The 17895-nt window shown below is 74.9% G+C and carries 15 protein-coding genes; 9 read left to right on the forward strand and 6 right to left on the reverse strand.

Annotated features, from left to right (window positions below; genetic code table 11):
- Position 1 precedes the first annotated feature (1 nt).
- On the reverse strand, positions 2–733 hold the full coding sequence (locus GA0070214_RS15585; protein WP_208602792.1) for a succinate dehydrogenase cytochrome b subunit: 732 nt from the start codon (positions 731–733) through the stop codon (positions 2–4).
- Positions 734–762: 29 nt separating this feature from the next.
- Between GA0070214_RS15585 and GA0070214_RS15590 the strand changes: the two genes are divergently transcribed.
- Positions 763–1698, forward strand: coding sequence for a LysR family transcriptional regulator (locus GA0070214_RS15590; protein WP_208602803.1), 936 nt, complete (start codon positions 763–765; stop codon positions 1696–1698).
- A gap of 62 nt (positions 1699–1760) precedes the next feature.
- Positions 1761–3173, forward strand: coding sequence for an FAD-dependent oxidoreductase (locus GA0070214_RS15595; protein WP_091263426.1), 1413 nt, complete (start codon positions 1761–1763; stop codon positions 3171–3173).
- Here GA0070214_RS15595 and hrpA read toward each other — a convergent pair.
- Positions 3140–7135: an ATP-dependent RNA helicase HrpA gene (gene hrpA / locus GA0070214_RS15600; protein ID WP_091263428.1), complete on the reverse strand. Its 3996-nt coding sequence runs from the start codon at positions 7133–7135 to the stop codon at positions 3140–3142. The two genes, GA0070214_RS15595 and hrpA, sit on opposite strands and share 34 nt — an antisense overlap.
- Positions 7136–7279: 144 nt before the next feature.
- Here hrpA and GA0070214_RS15605 point away from each other — a divergent pair, with 144 nt between their 5' ends.
- A complete protein-coding gene (locus tag GA0070214_RS15605) occupies positions 7280–7750 on the forward strand; it encodes a cytidine deaminase family protein (RefSeq protein WP_244167727.1) in 471 nt (156 codons plus the stop codon).
- Between the two features lie 32 nt (positions 7751–7782).
- On the opposite strand, the gene GA0070214_RS15610 is transcribed toward GA0070214_RS15605, so the two are convergent.
- Together GA0070214_RS15610 and GA0070214_RS15615 are read right to left on the reverse strand one after the other, a co-directional pair.
- Positions 7783–8142: a YciI family protein gene (locus GA0070214_RS15610; protein ID WP_091263432.1), complete on the reverse strand. Its 360-nt coding sequence runs from the start codon at positions 8140–8142 to the stop codon at positions 7783–7785.
- A 5-nt stretch (positions 8143–8147) separates the two neighbouring features.
- Positions 8148–9080: a MerR family transcriptional regulator gene (locus GA0070214_RS15615; protein ID WP_091263978.1), complete on the reverse strand. Its 933-nt coding sequence runs from the start codon at positions 9078–9080 to the stop codon at positions 8148–8150.
- A gap of 124 nt (positions 9081–9204) precedes the next feature.
- Here GA0070214_RS15615 and GA0070214_RS15620 point away from each other — a divergent pair, with 124 nt between their 5' ends.
- From GA0070214_RS15620 to GA0070214_RS15635, 4 genes are read left to right on the forward strand one after another with little or no spacing between them, the layout of a single operon-like run.
- Entirely contained in the window at positions 9205–10251 is a 1047-nt protein-coding gene (locus GA0070214_RS15620; RefSeq protein ID WP_091263434.1) for a FecCD family ABC transporter permease, read from the forward strand.
- Positions 10248–11294 carry a FecCD family ABC transporter permease gene (locus GA0070214_RS15625; RefSeq protein WP_244167728.1) on the forward strand — a complete coding sequence of 349 codons (1047 nt, stop codon included), beginning with the start codon at positions 10248–10250 and terminating at the stop codon, positions 11292–11294. The genes GA0070214_RS15620 and GA0070214_RS15625 overlap by 4 nt, the downstream gene beginning before the upstream one ends.
- Positions 11291–12133 (forward strand): ABC transporter ATP-binding protein, encoded by an 843-nt coding sequence (locus tag GA0070214_RS15630; protein ID WP_377463223.1) that lies wholly within the window; start codon positions 11291–11293, stop codon positions 12131–12133. The genes GA0070214_RS15625 and GA0070214_RS15630 overlap by 4 nt, the downstream gene beginning before the upstream one ends.
- 38 nt (positions 12134–12171) lie before the next feature.
- Entirely contained in the window at positions 12172–13116 is a 945-nt protein-coding gene (locus GA0070214_RS15635; RefSeq protein ID WP_091263436.1) for an ABC transporter substrate-binding protein, read from the forward strand.
- Between the two features lie 55 nt (positions 13117–13171).
- On the opposite strand, the gene GA0070214_RS15640 is transcribed toward GA0070214_RS15635, so the two are convergent.
- The gene (locus GA0070214_RS15640) at positions 13172–13723 is read right to left on the reverse strand and encodes a GNAT family N-acetyltransferase (protein WP_091263438.1); all 552 of its coding nucleotides are present in this window, start codon (positions 13721–13723) and stop codon (positions 13172–13174) included.
- Positions 13720–15774 carry a penicillin acylase family protein gene (locus GA0070214_RS15645; protein WP_139141863.1) on the reverse strand — a complete coding sequence of 685 codons (2055 nt, stop codon included), beginning with the start codon at positions 15772–15774 and terminating at the stop codon, positions 13720–13722. Before GA0070214_RS15645 ends, GA0070214_RS15640 begins: the two co-directional genes overlap by 4 nt.
- A gap of 99 nt (positions 15775–15873) precedes the next feature.
- On the opposite strand from GA0070214_RS15645, the gene GA0070214_RS15650 reads away from it, so the two are divergent.
- Together GA0070214_RS15650 and GA0070214_RS15655 are read left to right on the forward strand one after the other, a co-directional pair.
- The gene (locus GA0070214_RS15650) at positions 15874–16584 is read left to right on the forward strand and encodes a siderophore-interacting protein (RefSeq protein ID WP_091263439.1); all 711 of its coding nucleotides are present in this window, start codon (positions 15874–15876) and stop codon (positions 16582–16584) included.
- Positions 16581–17840 (forward strand): MFS transporter, encoded by a 1260-nt coding sequence (locus GA0070214_RS15655; RefSeq protein WP_091263440.1) that lies wholly within the window; start codon positions 16581–16583, stop codon positions 17838–17840. The genes GA0070214_RS15650 and GA0070214_RS15655 overlap by 4 nt, the downstream gene beginning before the upstream one ends.
- The last annotated feature ends 55 nt before the right edge of the window (positions 17841–17895 follow it).

Consider the following 17895-nt stretch of genomic DNA (forward strand, 5'->3'; position numbering starts at 1 on the left):
GTCAGGCCACCAATCCGGTGAGTACGGCGAACGGGACCACCAGGTAGCCGACGCAGAGCGCGACGGCGAAAACGAGGGCCGCGGCGCGCGCCCGGCGCTCGCCCTTGGGGGTCTGCTGGCCGAGGCTGCGGAACGCGCTGAACGCGCCGTGCCGCAGGTGGAAGCCGAGCGTGACGATCGCCAGGGTGTAGAAGAGCGTGACGTACCAGCGGTCCGCCGCGAAGTCCTGGACCACGTTGCCGTACGGGTTGGCCGGGTCGCCCTGCGGGTTCAGGTGACCCGTGGTCAGGTCCAGGATGTGGTAGATCACGAAGAGCAGGATGATCACACCACCCCAGCGCATCGTCCGGGCCGCGTAGTTCACGTGGATCTTCCTGCGGTGCGCGTACGCCACCGGGCGGGCGGCGCGGGCGCGCACGGCGAGCACGGTGGCCGAGACGATGTGCGCCACGACGGCCACGGTGAGCACGGTGCGCTGGATCCACAGGTACCAGGTCGACGGCAGCAGCGGCGTCCCGATCTCGCGGAGCCAGTGCGCGTAGTGGTCGAACGAGGTCTCACCCGTGAAGATCTTCAGGTTGCCGAGCATGTGCAAGATCAGGAACAGCACCAGGATGATGCCCGTCACCGCCATGACGGCCTTCAGGCCGACATTGGAGCGGATGGGCGACCGAGTTTTCGTGATTACCACGCGACCGACGCTAGGAGCAGTTTGATCAGTCGTCCAATGCATCGACCTCGCAGTCTTGATAGCCATAAGCTATAGAGATGCAGCTCCATCAGCTCCGGTACTTCGTCGCGGTCGCAGAAGTACGACATTTCACCCAAGCTGCCGACCTCGTGGGCATCACGCAGCCCTCGTTGAGTAAGCAAATTCACGCGCTGGAGACCGACCTGGGGGCCCCGCTCTTCGAGCGGGTAAGGGGCAACATCGCCCTCACCGCGGCCGGCGAGGTGCTGCTGCCGTTGGCCAAGCGGATCCTCGCCGACGTGGACACCGCGACCCGCGAGGTGCAGGAGCTGGTCGGGCTGCGCCGGGGCCGGGTGCGGCTCGGCGCCACGCCCAGCCTGGCCACCTCGCTGGCGCCCCCGGTGCTGCGCCGCTTCCGCGACGCCCACCCCACCGTCGACCTGCGGGTGGAGGAGGGCGGGTCCCAGGACCTGGTGCGTGACCTGCTCCGCGGCGACCTCGACCTGGCGCTGATCATCATGCCCTCGGCCGGCACCGACCCCGGGCTGCGCGCCGACCCGATCCTGCGCGAGAGCCTGGTGGTCGCCTCGGTCGACCCGCTCCCGGCCGCCTCCGAGCGGGGCGAGGTGCGCATCGTCGACCTGCGCGACCAGCCCCTCGTGATGTTCCGCCAGGGCTACGACCTGCGCGACGCCACCCTCCAGGCGTGCCGCGAGGCCGGCTTCGAGCCGACCCTCTCGGTGGACGGCGGGGAGCTGGACGCCGTGCTCAGCTTCGTCGAGGCCGGGCTCGGCGCGGCCCTGGTGCCCGGCATCGCGGTCACCCGCCGGCCGGGCATCCGGGTCACCCGGCTCGTCCCGCCCGGCGTCCGCCGGACCATCGCGGTGGCCCGCCGCCGCGACGTGGTGCCCACCCACGCGGGCCGCGAGCTGCGCCGCATCCTGCTGGAGTACGTCCACGACGCCACCGCCGCCGACCAGCTCCCCGCCGGCGTCGAACCGCTGTAGACGCCCGGACTGCGCACGCTCGAAGAGGCGTCGACCGCGGCCGCCTCCCTACGCTGAGCCACATGGCAGCTGCCGGACGGGCCGTCGTGATCGGGGCGAGCATCGGTGGCCTGCTGGCCGCCCGGGCGCTGAGCGAAACCTGCGCCGAGGTGGTCCTGCTGGACCGCGACCGCCTCCCGGCCGGGCCGGCCGCCCGCGGCGGCGTACCCGTGGGGTACGCCGCCCGCCGCGGCGTACCCCAGGGCCGCCAGTTGCACGTGCTCCTGGCCCGCGGGCGACAGGTCCTGGAGGAGCTGTTTCCCGGCCTCGGCGCGGAGCTGTCCCGCCGGGGCGCGCCGGCGGTCGACCTGCACGGCGAGGTGCACTGGTACAACGACGGGCACCGGATGCGCCGGGCGCCGTCGACGCTGCACGCGTTCGGCATGAGCCGGCCGCTGCTCGAGGACGCCGTCCGCGAGCGGGTCGCCGCGTTGGCCGGGGTGCGGATCGTCACCGAGGTCGAGGTGACCGGCCTGACCGCCACCGACGACCACCGGCGCGTCACCGGGGTCCGCACCCGGCTCGGCGACGGGGCGGTCGGGACGCTCGCCGCGGACCTCGTGGTGGACACCGGCGGGCGGGGCAGCCGCAGTCCGCTGTGGCTCACCGAGCTGGGCTACCGGCCCGCCGCCGAGGAGCGCGTCGACGTGGGGGTGACCTACGTGACCCGCAGCTACCGGCGCGAGCCGGGCCAGCTCGACGGGCTGCTCGGCGCGCTCGCCAACGCGATGCCCGGCCAGCCCCGCGGCGGCATCGTCGCACCGCAGGAGGGGGACCGGTTCGCGGTGGCGCTCAGCGGCATGCTCGGCGAGCAGCCGCCGACCGACGACCGGGGCATGGCGGCCTTCGCCGCCGCGCTCCCCGCCCCGCAGATCGCCGAGCTGCTGCGCACGGCCACGCCGGCCGGCGAGCCGGCCCGGATGCGGTTCCCGGCGAGCGTGCGCCGCCGGTACGAGCGGCTGCGCCGGTTTCCCGCCGGCTACCTGGTGATGGGTGACGCCCTGTGCAGCTTCAACCCGGTGTACGGCCAGGGCATGACCGTGGCCGCGCTGGAGGCGCACCTGCTGGGGACGCTGCTGCGCCGCGGCGACGACCGGCTGGCCCGCCGGTTCTTCCGCCGGGCGGCCCGCGTCATCGACGGGCCCTGGTCGATCTCCGTGGGCACCGATCTGCGGTTCCCCGGGGTGACCGGCCGGCGCACCCCGGCCGTGCGGTTCGTCAACGCGTACGTCAACCGGCTGCACGCCGCCGCCACCGCCGATCCCGCGCTCGGGGCCGCCTTCCTGCGCGTGCTCAACCTCATCGACCCGCCCGCGCGGCTGCTCGCCCCCGGCGTCGCGCTGCGGGTGCTGCGCGGCGCCCGGCCCGCCCCGACGGTCGCGCCGGCGGGGACGGCCGACGGTCAGCGGCCCTCGGCGTCGTCCATGGCCCGGTAGATCCGCTGCTCCGACACCGGGTACGGGGTGCCGAGCGCCTGGGCGAACACGTTCACCCGCAGTTCCTCGATCATCCAGCGGATCTGCCGGACCGCCCCGGACTGCCGCTTCGCGGGCGGGAGCGCGGCCAGCATGTCCTGGTACTCCTTCTGCACCACGGCGATCCGGTCCTGCTGCTGCTTGTCCCGCTGCGGGTTGCCGGGCAGCCGGTCCAGCCGCCGCTCGATGGCGGTCAGGTAGCGCAGCAGGTCGGGCAGGCGGGCGTACCCGGCCTCGGTGATGAAGCCCTTGTGCACGAGGCCGCCGAGCTGGTTGCGGATGTCGGCCAGGGCGGCCACCACGGCCAGGTTCCGCGTGGCGCCGAGCCGCTGCTCGACGGCGTACGCGGCGGCGAGCACCTGCCGCACCCGGCCCATCACCTCGACGACGGTGTCGACCAGGTCCGCGCGCACCCGCTCCCGCAGGGCGGTGAAGCCGTCGGCGTCCCAGGCCGGGCCGCCCGCGTCCGCCATGAGCTTGTCGATGGCCGCGCCGGCCGCGTCCTCGATGAGCGCCGGCACCCCGCCGTGCGGGTTGCGGGACAGCGCCAGCTTGGCCTCGTTGCTGAGCCGCCCCTGGAGGAACTTGGCCGGGGAGGGCACGGTCAGGCGGAGCAGACGCCGGGTGCCGGCCCAGTGCGCGGCCTCCTGCTCGGCGGGGGAGTCGAACACCTTCACCCCGACGGTCGTGCCCTCGTCGACCAGGGCCGGGTACGCGGTCACCGCGTACCCGGCGCGGACCTGCTCGATGGTGCGCGGCAGGGTGCCGATGTCCCACCCGGTCAGCCCGGTGCGGGCCACGTCCGGCGCGGCGGCGGCGACCACCTGCCGTACCTCCTGGCGCAGCTCGCGTTGCAGGGCCGGCAGGTCCTTGCCCTCGGCGACCGGCTTGTCGTCCTCGCCGAGCACCCGGAAGGTGACCCGCAGGTGCGGCGGCAGCTTGCCCACGTCCCAGGCGTCCGGCGGGACGGTCACCCCGGTCATCCGGCGCAGCTGCCGGGTGAGCGCGTCGAGCAGCGGCTCCTCGCCGGCCGGCAGCTGCGCGAGCGCCGCCCGGGCGTAGTCGGGCACCGGGACGAAGTTGCGCCGGATCGCCTTGGGCAGCGACCGGATCAGCGCGATCACCAGTTCCTCGCGCAGGCCCGGCACCTGCCAGTCGAAGCTCTCCGCCGGCACCTGGTTGAGCAGGGGCAGTGGGATGTCCACGGTGACGCCGTCGGTGGGAGTGCCCGGGTCGAACGTGTAGGTCAGCGGCAGGGCGACCCCGTCGGCCCGCCACTCGTCCGGGTAGTCGGTCTCGTCCACCCCGCCGCGGCCGGCGTTGACCAGCAGCTCGCGGGTGAAGGTGAGCAGGTCCGGCTGCTCCCGGCGGGTCTTCTTCCACCAGGTGTCGAAGTGCCGGCCGGAGACCACGTCGGCGGGGATCCGCTGGTCGTAGAACTGGAAGATCGTCTCGTCGTCGACCAGGATGTCCCGCCGCCGGGCCCGGTTCTCCAGCTCCTCCACCTCGGCCAGCAGCCGCTGGTTGTCCGCCCAGAACCGGTGGTGGGTCTGCCAGTCGCCCTCGACCAGGGCGTGCCGGATGAACAGCTCCCGGCTCAGCACCGGGTCGATCCGGCCGAAATTGACCTTGCGGGAGGTCACGATCGGGATGCCGTAGAGCGTGACCTTCTCGTAGGCCATCACGGCGGCCTGCTTCTTCTCCCAGTGCGGCTCGCTGTAGCTGCGCTTCACGAGGTGCTGGGCGAGCGGCTCGACCCACTCGGGTTCGACCCGGCCGGCCACCCGGCCCCAGAGCCGGGAGGTCTCCACCAGCTCGGCGGCCATCACCCAGCGTGGCGGCTTCCGGAACAGCGCCGAGCCCGGGAAGATTGCGAACTTCGCCCCGCGCGCCCCCAGGTACTCGTGCTTCTGCGCGTCCTTGAGCCCGAGGTGGGAGAGCAGGCCGGGCAGCAGGGACTGGTGCACCTTCGGGGTGTCGATCTCCTCGGGCAGGTCCGCGCCGGCCCCGCGCCGGCCCTCACCCTTGTCGGCCGTACGCAGCACCTGGCGCAGCTGGCTGACGATGTCCTGCCACTCGCGCACCCGCAGGTAGTTCAGGTACTCCGCCTTGCACATCCGGCGGAAGGCGCTGGAGGACAGGGTCCGCTGCTGCTCGCGCAGGTAGCGCCACAGGTTCAGGTACGCGACGAAGTCCGACTCCTTGTCGGCGAACCGGGCGTGCGCCTGGTCGGCCTGGGCCTGCTTGTCCACCGGCCGCTCGCGCGGGTCCTGGATGGACAGCGCGGCCGCGATCACGACCACCTCGGTGGCGCAGCCGTTGCGCTCGCCCTCCAGGACCATCCGGGCCAGCCGGGGGTCGACCGGGAGCTGGGCCAGCCGGCGGCCGAGCGCGGTGAGCCGCTTCTCCGGGTCGGTCTCGGCCGGGTTCAGCGCCCCCAGCTCGTGCAGCAGGTTCACGCCGTCGGTGACGTTGCGCCGGTCCGGCGGGTCGATGAACGGGAACGCGGCGATGTCGCCCAGCCCGATCGAGGTCATCTGGAGGATGACGGAGGCCAGGTTGGTGCGCAGGATCTCCGGGTCGGTGAACTCGGGCCGGTTCGCGAAGTCCTGCTCGTCGTAGAGGCGGATGCAGATGCCGTCCGAGGTGCGCCCGCAGCGCCCCTTGCGCTGGTTGGCCGAGGCCTGGGAGACCGGCTCGATCGGCAGCCGCTGCACCTTGAGCCGGCTGGAGTAGCGGGAGATCCGGGCCGTGCCCGGGTCCACCACGTACTTGATGCCGGGCACGGTCAGCGAGGTCTCCGCGACGTTGGTGGCGAGCACCACCCGGCGCCCGGCGTGCGGGGCGAAGACCCGGTGCTGCTCGGCCGTGGAGAGCCGGGCGTAGAGCGGGAGGATCTCGGTGCCGAGCAGCGAGCGCCTCTTCTGCACCAGCTTGCCGAGGGCGTCGGCGGTGTCCCGGATCTCCCGCTCGCCGCTGAGGAAGACCAGGATGTCGCCGGGCCCCTCGGCGGCCAGTTCCTCGACCGCGTCCCCGATGGCCTGGATCTGGTCCCGGACGTACTCCTCGTCCCCGTCCTCCTCCTCCTCGGCCTCGACGACCTCGACCAGCGGCCGGTAGCGCACCTCCACCGGATAGGTCCGGCCGGACACCTCGACCACCGGCGCGGGGTTGCCCTCGGCGTCGGCGAAGTGCTTCGCGAACCGGTCGGTCTCGATGGTCGCCGAGGTGATGACCACCTTGAGGTCGGGGCGGCGGGGGAGGAGCTGCCGGAGGTAGCCGAGGATGAAGTCGATGTTGAGGCTGCGTTCGTGCGCCTCGTCGATGATCAACGTGTCGTACTGGCGCAGCATCCGGTCGGTCTGCAGCTCGGCCAGCAGGATGCCGTCGGTCATCAGCTTGACCAGGCTGTTCTCCCCGACCTGGTCGGTGAAGCGCACCTTGTAGCCGACCACGTCGCCCAGCTCGGTGCCCAGTTCCTCGGCGATCCGGTCCGCCACCGTCCGGGCGGCGAGCCGGCGCGGCTGGGTGTGGCCGATCAGACCGGTGACACCGCGGCCCAGCTCCAGGCAGATCTTGGGTAGCTGGGTGGTCTTGCCGGAGCCCGTCTCACCCGCCACGATCACCACCTGGTGGTCGCGGATGGCCGCGGCGATGTCGTCCTTGCGCTCGCTGACCGGCAGCTGCGCCGGATAGGTGATCGCCGGCACAGCGGCCCGCCGGGCGGCCAGCCGCGCCTCGGCCCGGGCCACGTCGGCCGCGATCTCGGTGAGCGCCGACTCCCGCCGCTGCGGGTCGCGCAGCCTGCGCACCCCGTCCAGCCGCCGCTGGAGCCGGCGCTGGTCGCGGAACATCAGGGCGGGGAGGCGGCGGTGCAGGTCGCGGACGGTCTCGGGTGCGGCGGGTACGGCTGGATTCTGCATGTCGTCGCCAAGGATAGGCAGGCGCACGGCGGAGCGCCCCCGGGTTACCGGCGACCACGGCCCCCGCGCGCCCTCCCAGGTGGGGACGGGTGGCCCGGCTAGAGTTTCCGCCGAGGCGAGGTCGACGACGGGGACGGGATGATCATGCGCGACACCGACCGGGCGCTGGTGCAGGCCGCGATGGCCGTGGCCAAGCTGCGCTGCCGCAGCGACAACCACACCGTGGCCGCCGCCGCGCGCACCACCGACGGCCGGGTCTTCAGCGGCGTGAACGTCTACCACTTCACCGGCGGCCCGTGCGCCGAGGTGGTGGCCATCGGCGCGGCCGCCACCCAGGGCGCCGGGGACCTGGAGACCATCGTCGCGGTGGGGGACCGGGGGCGGGGTGTCATCCCGCCCTGCGGCCGGTGCCGGCAGGTGCTGCTCGACTACTTCCCGTCGATCCGGGTGATCGTCGGCCCGCCCGACGCGTTGCGCGCGGTCCCCGTCACCGACCTGCTGCCCGAGACGTACGTCTGGTCGGACCACCAGGTGGAGGTCCCGGTCGGGCCGCCGCGCACCGGCGTGTGGCCCATGCCGGTGGTGCCGGGCAGCCGCCAGGCCGCCGAGGACTGACGCCCCCGCGCACCCGTGCCGATCACGGGCGGTCAGTCGCCCGCGGCGGCCTCCAGCATCGAGCGGGGCACCGGCACCTGCTCGAAGCGCAGGTTGCCCTCCGGCACCATCCAGCTCAGCACCTGCGCCCGCAGCCGCCCGGCGCGGACGGCGGGATCGTTCGCGTAGAGCTCGCGGGCCATCTGCGGGTCGACCGAGAGCACGACGAGGCCGCGGATCCGCTCGTCGTCGCCGCCGAGGAAGGGGCCGGCCGCGAGCACGGCGCCCTGCTCGGCCAGCCCGGCCTGGTGGGCCAGGTGCGCGTCCTGGAGCCGGTCGAGCGCGTCCTGGGGCAGGTCGGGCGCGTCGTCCGGCCGGACCAGGAGCACCACGGTGTGCTGGTCGAATCGCATGCCCTTCAGGGTAGGGGCTGCCGGGCCCGCAGCGCCCGGATCGACCAGTCGAGCACCGGCGCCAGGCTCTCCGGCGGCGGCCAGCCGTTGACCACCGAGAGCAGCCGCAGGTAGCGCTCCCGGCGCGGGTCGCCGGCGGCCTCCAGCCGGTCCAGCAGCCGCCGCCGCAGGCCGGCGTCGTCCGGGCGGCCGCAGAGCAGCGCGTACCGGCTCGTCGCCGCCGCGACGATCCCGTCGGCCCGGGGTGAGGCCGGGTCGACGCCGGCCGCCAGCGCCGGGGCGACCTCCTCCCGGACCACGGCGACCGCGTCCCGGCGGACGCCCGGCGCGCCGGCCCGGTCGGCCGCGTGCTGGTCCGCCAGCCGCCGCAGGCCGGCCCGGAAGTCCGCGTCGAGGGTCAGCTCGGCCAGTTCCACCCAGGCCTCGACCTGCCCGTCCGTCGGGTCGTCGGGCAGTTCGGGGGTGAGCGACCGGCGGATCCCCGCGAACCCGGGCTCGGCCCGGCCGGCGAACGCGGCGTCGAGGAACTCGTCGACCAGCCGCCGCCGCTCCGCCTCGGCGAGCCCGGCCAGCCGGTGCAGGAGTTCGGCCTGCGCGGCGGTGGAGCCGCGCCGGGCCACCACCGTCAGCACGGCGCGGCGCAGGCGCAGCAGCCGGATCTGGGCGGCCAGGGCGTCGGCGTGCGCCGCGGCGACCTCGGGCAGCCCGACCTCCCGCTCCACCACCCGGCGCACCGTCGGAAGGTCGACGCCCAGCTCACGCAGGGTCCGGACCAGCTCCAGGCGGGCCAGGGCGGCCGGGCCGTAGCGGCGGTGCCCGGTCGGGCCGCGGTCGGTCGGCGGCACGATCCCGCGGTCGGACCAGAAGCGGATCGTCTTCACCGGCAGCCCGGTCCGCCGGGCCAGGTCGCCGATCGAGTAGTGGGTCGCACCGTCCATGGCGCCCACCCTGCCGCCTCCCCCCGGTGGAGGCGCAACCCGCACATCGACACAGCCGAGTTAGGCCTGCCTAACCAGCTCGGTTAAGGTAAGGCGTACCTAATCCGAGAGGCGAGCACCCCCTGTGACCACCGTCGCCGTCCGGCCCGCCCGGGCCGACGCCCCCACCCGCCGCGGCGTATCCCGTCGCCTCGCGGTCACCCTGGCGGCGGCGCTCCTGCTCGTCGCCGCGCTGCTGGCCAGCCTGGCGCTCGGCAGCCGCCACCTCCCCGTCGACCAGGTGTGGCACGCACTGGTCGCCCCGGACGGCGGCGACGCCACCACCGTGGTCCGCGAGCTGCGGCTGCCGCGTACCGCCCTGGGGCTGGTCGTGGGGGTCGCCCTGGCCCTGGCCGGGGTGCTCTTCCAGGCCGTCACCCGCAATCCGCTCGCCGAGCCGCGCATCCTCGGGGTCAGCGCCGGCGCGTCCTTCGGGGTGGTGCTGGCCATCGCCGTCTTCGGCGTGAGCACGCTCACCGGGTACGTCTGGTTCGGCATCGCCGGCGCGCTGCTCGCCGGCCTGCTGGTCTTCGCCGTCGCCAACCGCACCCGCGAGGGTGCCAGCCCGGTCACCCTCGCGCTGGTCGGCGCGGCGCTCGACGCCGGTCTCGGCGCCGTCGTGTACGCGCTGCTCAGCATCGACGCCCGCACCTTCGAGGAGTACCGGTTCTGGGTGGTGGGCGGCCTCACCGGCCGGGACGTCGGCGTCGCCGGGCAGGTGCTCCCGTTCGTCCTCGCCGGCGTGGCCCTCGCCGCGCTGGCCGCCCGCGGGCTCGACGCGCTCGCCCTCGGCGACGACGTCGCCCGCGGCCTCGGTCACCGGATCGCCCTGGTCCGCCTCGCCGCCGGGTTCGGCGGGGTGCTGCTCACCGGCGCCGCGGTGGCCGCCGCCGGGCCGATCGCCTTCGTGGGGCTGGCCGTGCCGCACCTGGCCCGGGCCCTGGTGGGCGCCGACCACCGGTGGACCCTGCTGGTCGCCGGGCTGCTCGGGCCGGCCCTGGTGCTCGGTGCCGACGTGGTGGGCCGGCTGGTCGCCCCGCCCGGCGAGATCCCGGCCGGCATCATCACCGCGCTGGTCGGCGCACCGCTGCTCGCCTTCCTGGTCCGCCGCGCCAAGGTGGTGACCGCATGACCGCCTCGTCGCCCGCCCTGCCCGGGCGGTCGCTGCTGCGGGTCGGCCCGCTGGCCGTGCCGCTGCGCCGGCGCCCGGTGGTGGTCGCGGTCGTGCTGTTCGTGCTGCTCGCCGGTGCCGTGGTGCTCAGCCTCTCGCTCGGCACCCCGTACGTGGCCCCGGTCGACGTACTGCGCGCGCTCTCCGGCGCCGGCACCCCGTACGACCTCGTGGTGCTCGACCTGCGGCTGCCCCGCGCGGTGCTCGCGGCGCTGGCCGGGGCGGCGTTCGGCGTGGCCGGCACCCTGATCCAGAGCGTGGCCCGCAACCCGCTGGCCAGCCCCGACGTCATCGGCGTCACCCAGGGCGCGGGCCTGGCCGCCACGGTGGCGCTGACCAGCGGCGCGGCGGCGGTCCTGGTGGCGCCGGCCGCGCTGCTCGGCGGCCTGGTGGCGGCCGTCCTGGTCTTCGCCCTCGGCGCGCGGCACGGCCTGGCCGCGCAGCGTTTCGTGCTGGCCGGCGTGGCGGTGGCGTTCGCGCTCCGGGCGCTGACCGAGGTCGTGATGCTCTCCGCCGACCCGATCGACGGGCTGCGCGCCCAGCTCTGGCTGATCGGCACCCTGGCCGGCAAGGGCTGGACCGAGGCGGCCTGGATCGCCGGCCCGCTCGCCGCGCTGCTGCCCGTGCTGCTCTGGGCCGGCTGGGCGCTGCGCAGCACCGCGCTGGACGACGACACGGCCCGGGGCATCGGGCTGCGCCCGGTGGCCCGCCGGGTCGGCCTGGCCGCCACCGGCGTGCTGGCCGCCGCCACCGTCACCGCCCAGGTCGGCGCCGTGGACTTCGTGGCGCTGGTCGCCCCGCAGGTGGCCCGGCGGCTGGTCCGCGCGGAGCGGCCGCCGCTGCTCTGCGCCGCCCTGCTCGGAGCGCTGCTCCTGGTGCTCGCCGACCTGGCCGGCCGCCGGCTGTTCGCCCCCACCCAGCTTCCGGCCGGCGTGCTCACCGCGGCGATCGGCGGCCCCTACCTGATCTTCCTGCTGCTGCGGACCCGAGGGAGGCGGTCGTGACCGCGATGCTGTCCACCCGCGACCTGGTCGTCGGTTACGAGGCCCGGACCGTGCTGGACGGGCTGGACCTCGACCTGCCCGCCGACGCGTTCACGGTGATCGTCGGGCCGAACGCCTGCGGCAAGTCCACCCTGCTGCGCACCATGGCCCGGCTGCTCACCCCGCGCCGCGGCGCGGTGCTGCTCGACGGCACGGCGATCCGCGACCTGCCCACCCGCGAGGTGGCCCGGCGGCTCGGCGTGCTGCCGCAGAGCCCGCTGGTGCCCGAAGGGATCACCGTGGCCGACCTGGTCGGCCGGGGCCGCCAGCCCTACCAGCGCTGGTGGCGGCAGTGGTCCGCGGAGGACGGCCGGGCCGTGGAGGCCGCCATGGCGATGGCCGACGTGGCCGAGCTCGCCGACCGGCCGGTCGACACCCTGTCCGGCGGGCAGCGGCAGCGGGTCTGGATCGCCATGACCCTGGCCCAGGACACCGAGGCGTTGCTGCTGGACGAGCCGACCACCTTCCTCGACCTGGCCCACCAGGTGGAGGTGCTGGACCTGCTCCACCGGCTGCGCGCCGAGCGCGGCCGGACCGTGGTCGCCGTGCTGCACGACCTGAACCAGGCCGCCCGCTACGCCGACCACCTGGTCGCCATGCGCGCCGGCGCGGTGGTCGCCGCCGGGCCGCCCCGCGAGATCCTCACCGCCGAGCTGGTCCGCGACGTCTTCGGGCTGGACTGCGTGGTCGTGCCCTGCCCGGTCACCGGCGCGCCGCTCGTGGTGCCCGCCCTCACCCACACCTCGGCCGCTCCGGCCGCCACGCCGGCCCCGGCCGGCGCCTCCGCCGGCGACGCCTGACCGCGCGCCGGCCCGTACCCGTCATGAAAGGACCCTTGATGCGTCGTCTCGCCGCCGCTCTCACCGCGGCCCTCGCCCTCGGCGTGGGCCTCACCGCCTGCGGGGAGAGCGATCCCGTCTCCGGCACCAGCGCCGGGGAGACCCGGGAGATCACCCACGCGATGGGCACCACCAAGGTGCCCGCCGAGCCGAAGCGCGTGGTGGTGCTCGACACCGACAAGATCGACACCGCGCTCTCGCTGGGCGTCACCCCGGTCGGCGCGGCCACCGCCGGCGAGGCGAAGAGCTGGCCCACCTACTTCGGCGCGGACAAGCTCGCCGGCATCAAGGAGGTCGGGGTCCTCACCGAGCCCGACCTGGAGGCGATCAACGCGCTCAAGCCGGACCTCATCCTCGGCAGCAAGTTCCGCCAGGAGAAGTTCTACGACGAGCTGTCGGCCATCGCCCCGACCGTGTTCACCGAGAAGGTGGGCATCACCTGGAAGGAGAACTTCCTCCTCGACGGCAAGGCGCTTGGCAAGGAGCAGGAGGCCAAGGACCAGCTGGCCGCGTACGAGAAGCGGGCCAAGGACTTCGGCGCGAAGCTCGGCGACGCCGCGTCGCGCAAGATCTCCATCGTGCGCTTCATCCCGGGCAACATCCGGGTATACGGCCCGGACTCGTTCTCGGGCATCGTGGTCGGCGACACCGGGCTGGGCCGCCCGCAGCGGCAGCTGCTGGAGGGCAAGGAGGACAAGCGCTTCGACCTGGTCAGCGCCGAGCGGGTGAACGAGGTCGACGGCGACGTGGTCTTCGTGACCGCGTACGGCGAGAAGGCCGCCGCCGAGCAGGCCAAGGTCACGGCCGGCAGCCTCTGGCAGGGCCTGTCCGCGGTGAAGGCGGGCAAGGCGCACGTGGTCTCCGACGAGGTCTGGATGACCGGCATCGGCGTCGGCGCCGCCAACAAGATCCTGGACGACCTGGAGAAGTACCTGGCCGCCTGAGCCGACCGACCGTCCGCGCCCGCCCGGCCCCGTGCCGGGCGGGCGCTGTCGTTCGTCAGGCCGGGTGGTCGGCCTCGAACCGGTCGCGGGTGAGGAAGGCGAGCTGGGCCCGCTTGTCGGGCATGTCGATCTCGGCGGCGAAGGTGAAGCCCTCCCGCTCCAGCCGGCGCAGCGCGCGCTCGTTGCGCACGTCCGGCTCGACGACGATGCGCTGCCGCGTGGGGTCGTTGAAGAGGTACCGGGCCAGGGCCGGGCCGACCGCCGAGGTGAGGCCCGGGAGCTGCCGGCCGGGCGCGAGCAGCAGGTGCATCCCGACGTCGCCGGGCCGGACGGGGTAGCGCTCGCCGACCGGGTCGGCCTCGGGCCGGTAGGTCTGGAACAGGCCGACCGGCGCACCGTCCAGGGTGATGAGGTACGCGTGGTGCGTGGCCAGCCCGTCGAGGAACGTGTAGACCTCCCGCACCTCCGCCTCGGTGTGCTCGCCCATGCCCCAGAACCGGGCCCACGGCTGGGTCACCCAGCCGTGCAGCAGCGCCGCGTCCGCCGCCGGGTCGACCGGGACGAGCCGCAGCTCGCCGAGGTCGGGCAACTTCTCCTGGTACGTCATGACGGGTCTCCTTCTCGCCTGAGGTCCGCGTCGGGCACCGGGATCAGCTCGCCGGCCGCCCAGCGCGGCAGTTGGTCGTCGAAGTGCGGGTCGCCCGGGCGGCCCGAGGCGCCGAACGGCACCACCCAGCGGCTGCGCGAGCGGTCGGTGAGGTCCCAGACGTAGCGGGCCACCGGGCCGCGCCAGCAGGCGTCGGAGACTCCGGGGACGCTGGAGGTGGCGAGCACGGAGTCGGTGTCGCCGCCGAGGGCCACCCGGTCGCGCATCGCCGCCACGGCGGCGTCGACCTCGGGGGCCGCGCCCAGGTGCACGGGCTGCAGGCGGTGCCGCTCACCCCAGGCCCGGGCCGGGCCGGCCGCCGCCACCTCGGCCAGCGCCGCCGCGGCGACCGCGTCGACGTCCACCCCGAGCCGGCCCGCCCCGCTCACCAGCCCGTCGAGGGCGTGGCCGAGCCGCGCGAGGGGGTCGGTCCACGGCGCGAAGAGCTCGTCGTACCGGGCGGGGGTGCGCAGCGGGCGCAGCCGGGGGTGGTCGTGCAGCCGGCGGACGAGCGCGGTCCGCCAGGCCGCCCAGGCGCCGGCGTCGGTGCTGTCGGCGGCCATCCGGCCGTCCCAGGCGCGCAGCCGTTCCCGCAGCGCCCGTGCCCCCGGGTCGAGCGTCGCCGGGTCGAGCCGGTCGAGCACCGCCCGCAGCGGCCCGGCCGCGAGGCGGGTGTCGACGTGCACGGCGTGGGACGGCACGTCCGCGGCGAGCAGGTCCCGGATCCGTGCGGCGCGGTGCGGGGGCGCGAAGTCGACGCCGAGGTCGGCCACGTCGTCGCGGCGGTCGTTGGCGCAGACCGCGATCCCGGCCACCTCGACCGGCTTGGTCTCGGCGTACCGGCCGGACCACCGGTAGCGCGGCTCCCAGCCGGGTGTCGGCACCCACCGGCAGCGGTCGTCGCGCAGCGGCACCAGCCCGGCCACGAGCTGGTGTACGCCGCCGTGCCGGTCGGCCACCAGCACGCTGTTGACCGGCTCGACCCAGCCGCGCAGCGCCTCGCTGACGTCGTCGACGGTCCGCGCCCGCAGCAGCGGCAGCAGCGCGTCGAAGCCGAGGTCCGCCTCGACCCGGGCGGGGATCCGCAGGCTGAGCGCCTCGCCGGTGTGCCGGTCGTGGTCGATGACCGGTCCGCGCGGGGTCTCGATCACCTCGACCGGCTCGGGGGCCCTGCCGCGCACCCGGATCCGCTCGACGTGGTGGCGGGCAGGTAGCCAGCCGTCGGCGTCCCGCACCAGCACCCGCCCGCCCTCGCGGCGCACCTGCTCGCGATAGACGTCCTGGTAGTCGGCCATCGCGTTGGTGACCGCCCAGGCCACCTCGCCAGCGTGACCGAAGTGCGGCAGCCCCGGCACGCCGGGGAAGGCGAACCCGAGCACGTCGAACTCGGGGCAGGCCAGCCGGACCTGCTGGTAGACGCCGGGCAGTTCCAGCACCCGGTGCGGGTCGCCGGCCAGCACGGGCCCGCGGCCGGCGGCCGGGTCGCCGGGCACCACCCAGGCGTTGCTGCCCGACCCGCCCGGTCCCTCGACCGCGAACAGGCCGGTCGCCACCGGGCCGAGGGTGGCCTCGACGTGGGCGCGCCAGAGCTTGTTGGGGAAGGTGCCGAAGAGGATGTGCTGGACCAGGAAGACGCCGAGCGGGGACCATGGCCGCCACCGGCCGGGGGCGCAGCCGGTCGCCGCGAACTCGGGCGCGCCGGCCGCACCCTCCGCGAGCCCGGCGTTCACCCCGTCGACGTACGCGGTGACCCAGCGGCGGGTGGCGGGGGAGAGCCGCCGGAAGCAGCGGGCGGCGGTGTCGGCGAGGCGGACCCGCCGGGCGAACCGGTCCCAGCCCAGCTCGGCCGGGCCGAGGTGCTCGGCCAGCCGCCCCTCGGCACGCCAGCGTTCGACCTCGATCTGCCAGGCCCGGTCCAGTGCGGCCGCCCGGCCCTGGAGCCGGGCCAGCTCGTCGACGTCGTCCCCCCACAGCTGCGGGACACCCCAGGCGTCGCGCCGGATGCCGCTCACCGGCCGGCCGTCGCGGAGACGTCACCGGCCGGCCACATCATGAACATCAACTTAGGTTACCCTCCCCTAACTAAGCCAGACCTTACTGGAGGGGTCACGTTGAAGCGGAACTGGGAAGCGCTGGTGCTTCGGGCCATGGGCGGGCGGAACTTCCGGCTCACCGTGCTCGACAACGAGCCGGTCGGCGACCGGTACCGGCGGCTGCTGGTGGACGGGGGCGGCCTGCTGGACGCCTGCGGCGTGCACCCCACCATGTGGATCCGGCTCTGGTTCGACAACGCCGGCAAGCCGCACCAGCGGGCGTACACCCTTGTCGACCCCGATCCGGCCACCGGCCGGTTCCACCTCGAGTTCGCCCTGCACGACGGGTGCGCCGCCCGGTGGGCGGAGACCGCGGCCGCCGGCGACACCGTCGAGGCCACCGTGCAGGGCAGCGCCTTCGCCCTGCCCGAGCCGGCCCCGCGCCACCTCTACCTGGTCGGCGACGCCGCCTCGCTGCCGGCGGTGAACAGCCTGCTCGACGCCGCCGCCGACGTGCCGGCCACGGTCTGGCTGGAGTACGCCCACGACGGCGAGCGGGCGCTGGCGCCGCGTGCCCGGAACCACCACGAGGTCACCTGGATCCCGCGCGGCGGGGACGGCGAGGGCCTCGTGAAGACCGTCCGGGACGCGCTGCCGGCCGCCGACGACGCGCACTACTGGGTGGCCGCCGAGGCGGCCAGCACCCGCGACATCACCCGGCACCTGCGCCGCACCCTCGGCGTCGGCAAGCACCAGGTGACCTCGCTCGGCTACTGGAGCGCCCGGTGACCGGCCGCCTCGGCACGCTGACCACGCTCTACGTCACCCAGTACCTCGGGGTGGGGTTCATCACCGTCGGGCTGACCGCGATCCTGCGCGACGGCGGCACGTCCCTGGAGACCCTGGCCCTGCTCCAGATCGTCGGTCTGGTGTGGCCGGTCAAGTTCCTCTGGGCCCCGATCCTCGACCGGTACGGCTCGCGCCACCGTGGCCACTACCGCTCCTGGCTGCTGGTGCTCCAGACCGGACTGGTGCTGGCGCTGGCCGCGCTGCTGCCCTTCGACCGCCCCGCCGACCGGCTCGGCCCGGTGGTGGCGGTCTGCCTCGCGTACGTACTGCTCTCCGCCACCCAGGACATCGCGGTGGACGCCGTGGCCGTGCGGCTGCTCCCGGCCCGCTCCCGCGGCACCGGCAACGGCATCCAGGTCGCCGCCAGCTACCTGGGCAACCTGCTCGGCGGCGGCGCCTGCGTGGTGGTCTACGACCGGTACGGCTGGCAGCCGGCGATCCTGCTGCTGGCCGCGCTGACCGCCGCCGGCCTGCTGGTGGTGTGGCGGTTCCGCGAGCCGCCCCGCACCGACCGGGTGCCCTCCACGGCGCAGGCGTACCGGGCGCTGCTGTCCGTGTTTGCCCAGCCGGGCTGCCGGTGGTGGACCTTCGGCGTGGTGCCCCTGCTCTACGTCGGGGCCGGCGCGGCGTACGCGCTGGTAACCCCGGCGCTGGTCGACGCCGGCTGGACGCTCGCGCGGATCGGCGTGATAACCGGCGTGGTGACGAGCGTGCCCGCGATCGCGGCCGGCCTGCTGGCCGGGCTCGGCATCGGCCGGTACGGCCGGTCCCGGGTGCTGGTGGTGGCCGGCGCCTCCCTCGCCGTGTCCACGCTGCTGTTGCTGCCGCTGCTGACCGGCCGCGCGCCGCTGGCCGGGACGGTGGTCGCGCTCGGCCTGTTCCTGGCCGCGTACACGGTGGCCAACGTGGTGCTCTACACGGTCAACATGGACTACTCCCGGCCGGACACCGGCGGCACCGACTTCACGGTGCTCTCCTCGTTCGGGCTGGTCTGCTCGTTCGTGGCGGCCTCGGCCGGCCTGGCCGCGGCCGACCGGCTGGGCTACCCCGCGGTCGCCCTGGGCTGCGTGGTGCTGGTCGGCCTCGCCGTAGTGACCGGCGTGCTCCACCAGCGACGCTTCCCCGCGGGGCCGGCGGCCGTCGGCCGGGCCGATTCCGGCGTGGCGGCACCCGACCTCTTGACCCCGGCAAGTTAGGTTAGGGTAACCTAAGTTACGATCAACTCCGGACCGTCCGTGCCGTCGCACCGTC

The sequence above is a fragment of the Micromonospora chaiyaphumensis genome, from assembly GCF_900091435.1.
GTDB classification, from domain to species: domain Bacteria; phylum Actinomycetota; class Actinomycetes; order Mycobacteriales; family Micromonosporaceae; genus Micromonospora; species Micromonospora chaiyaphumensis.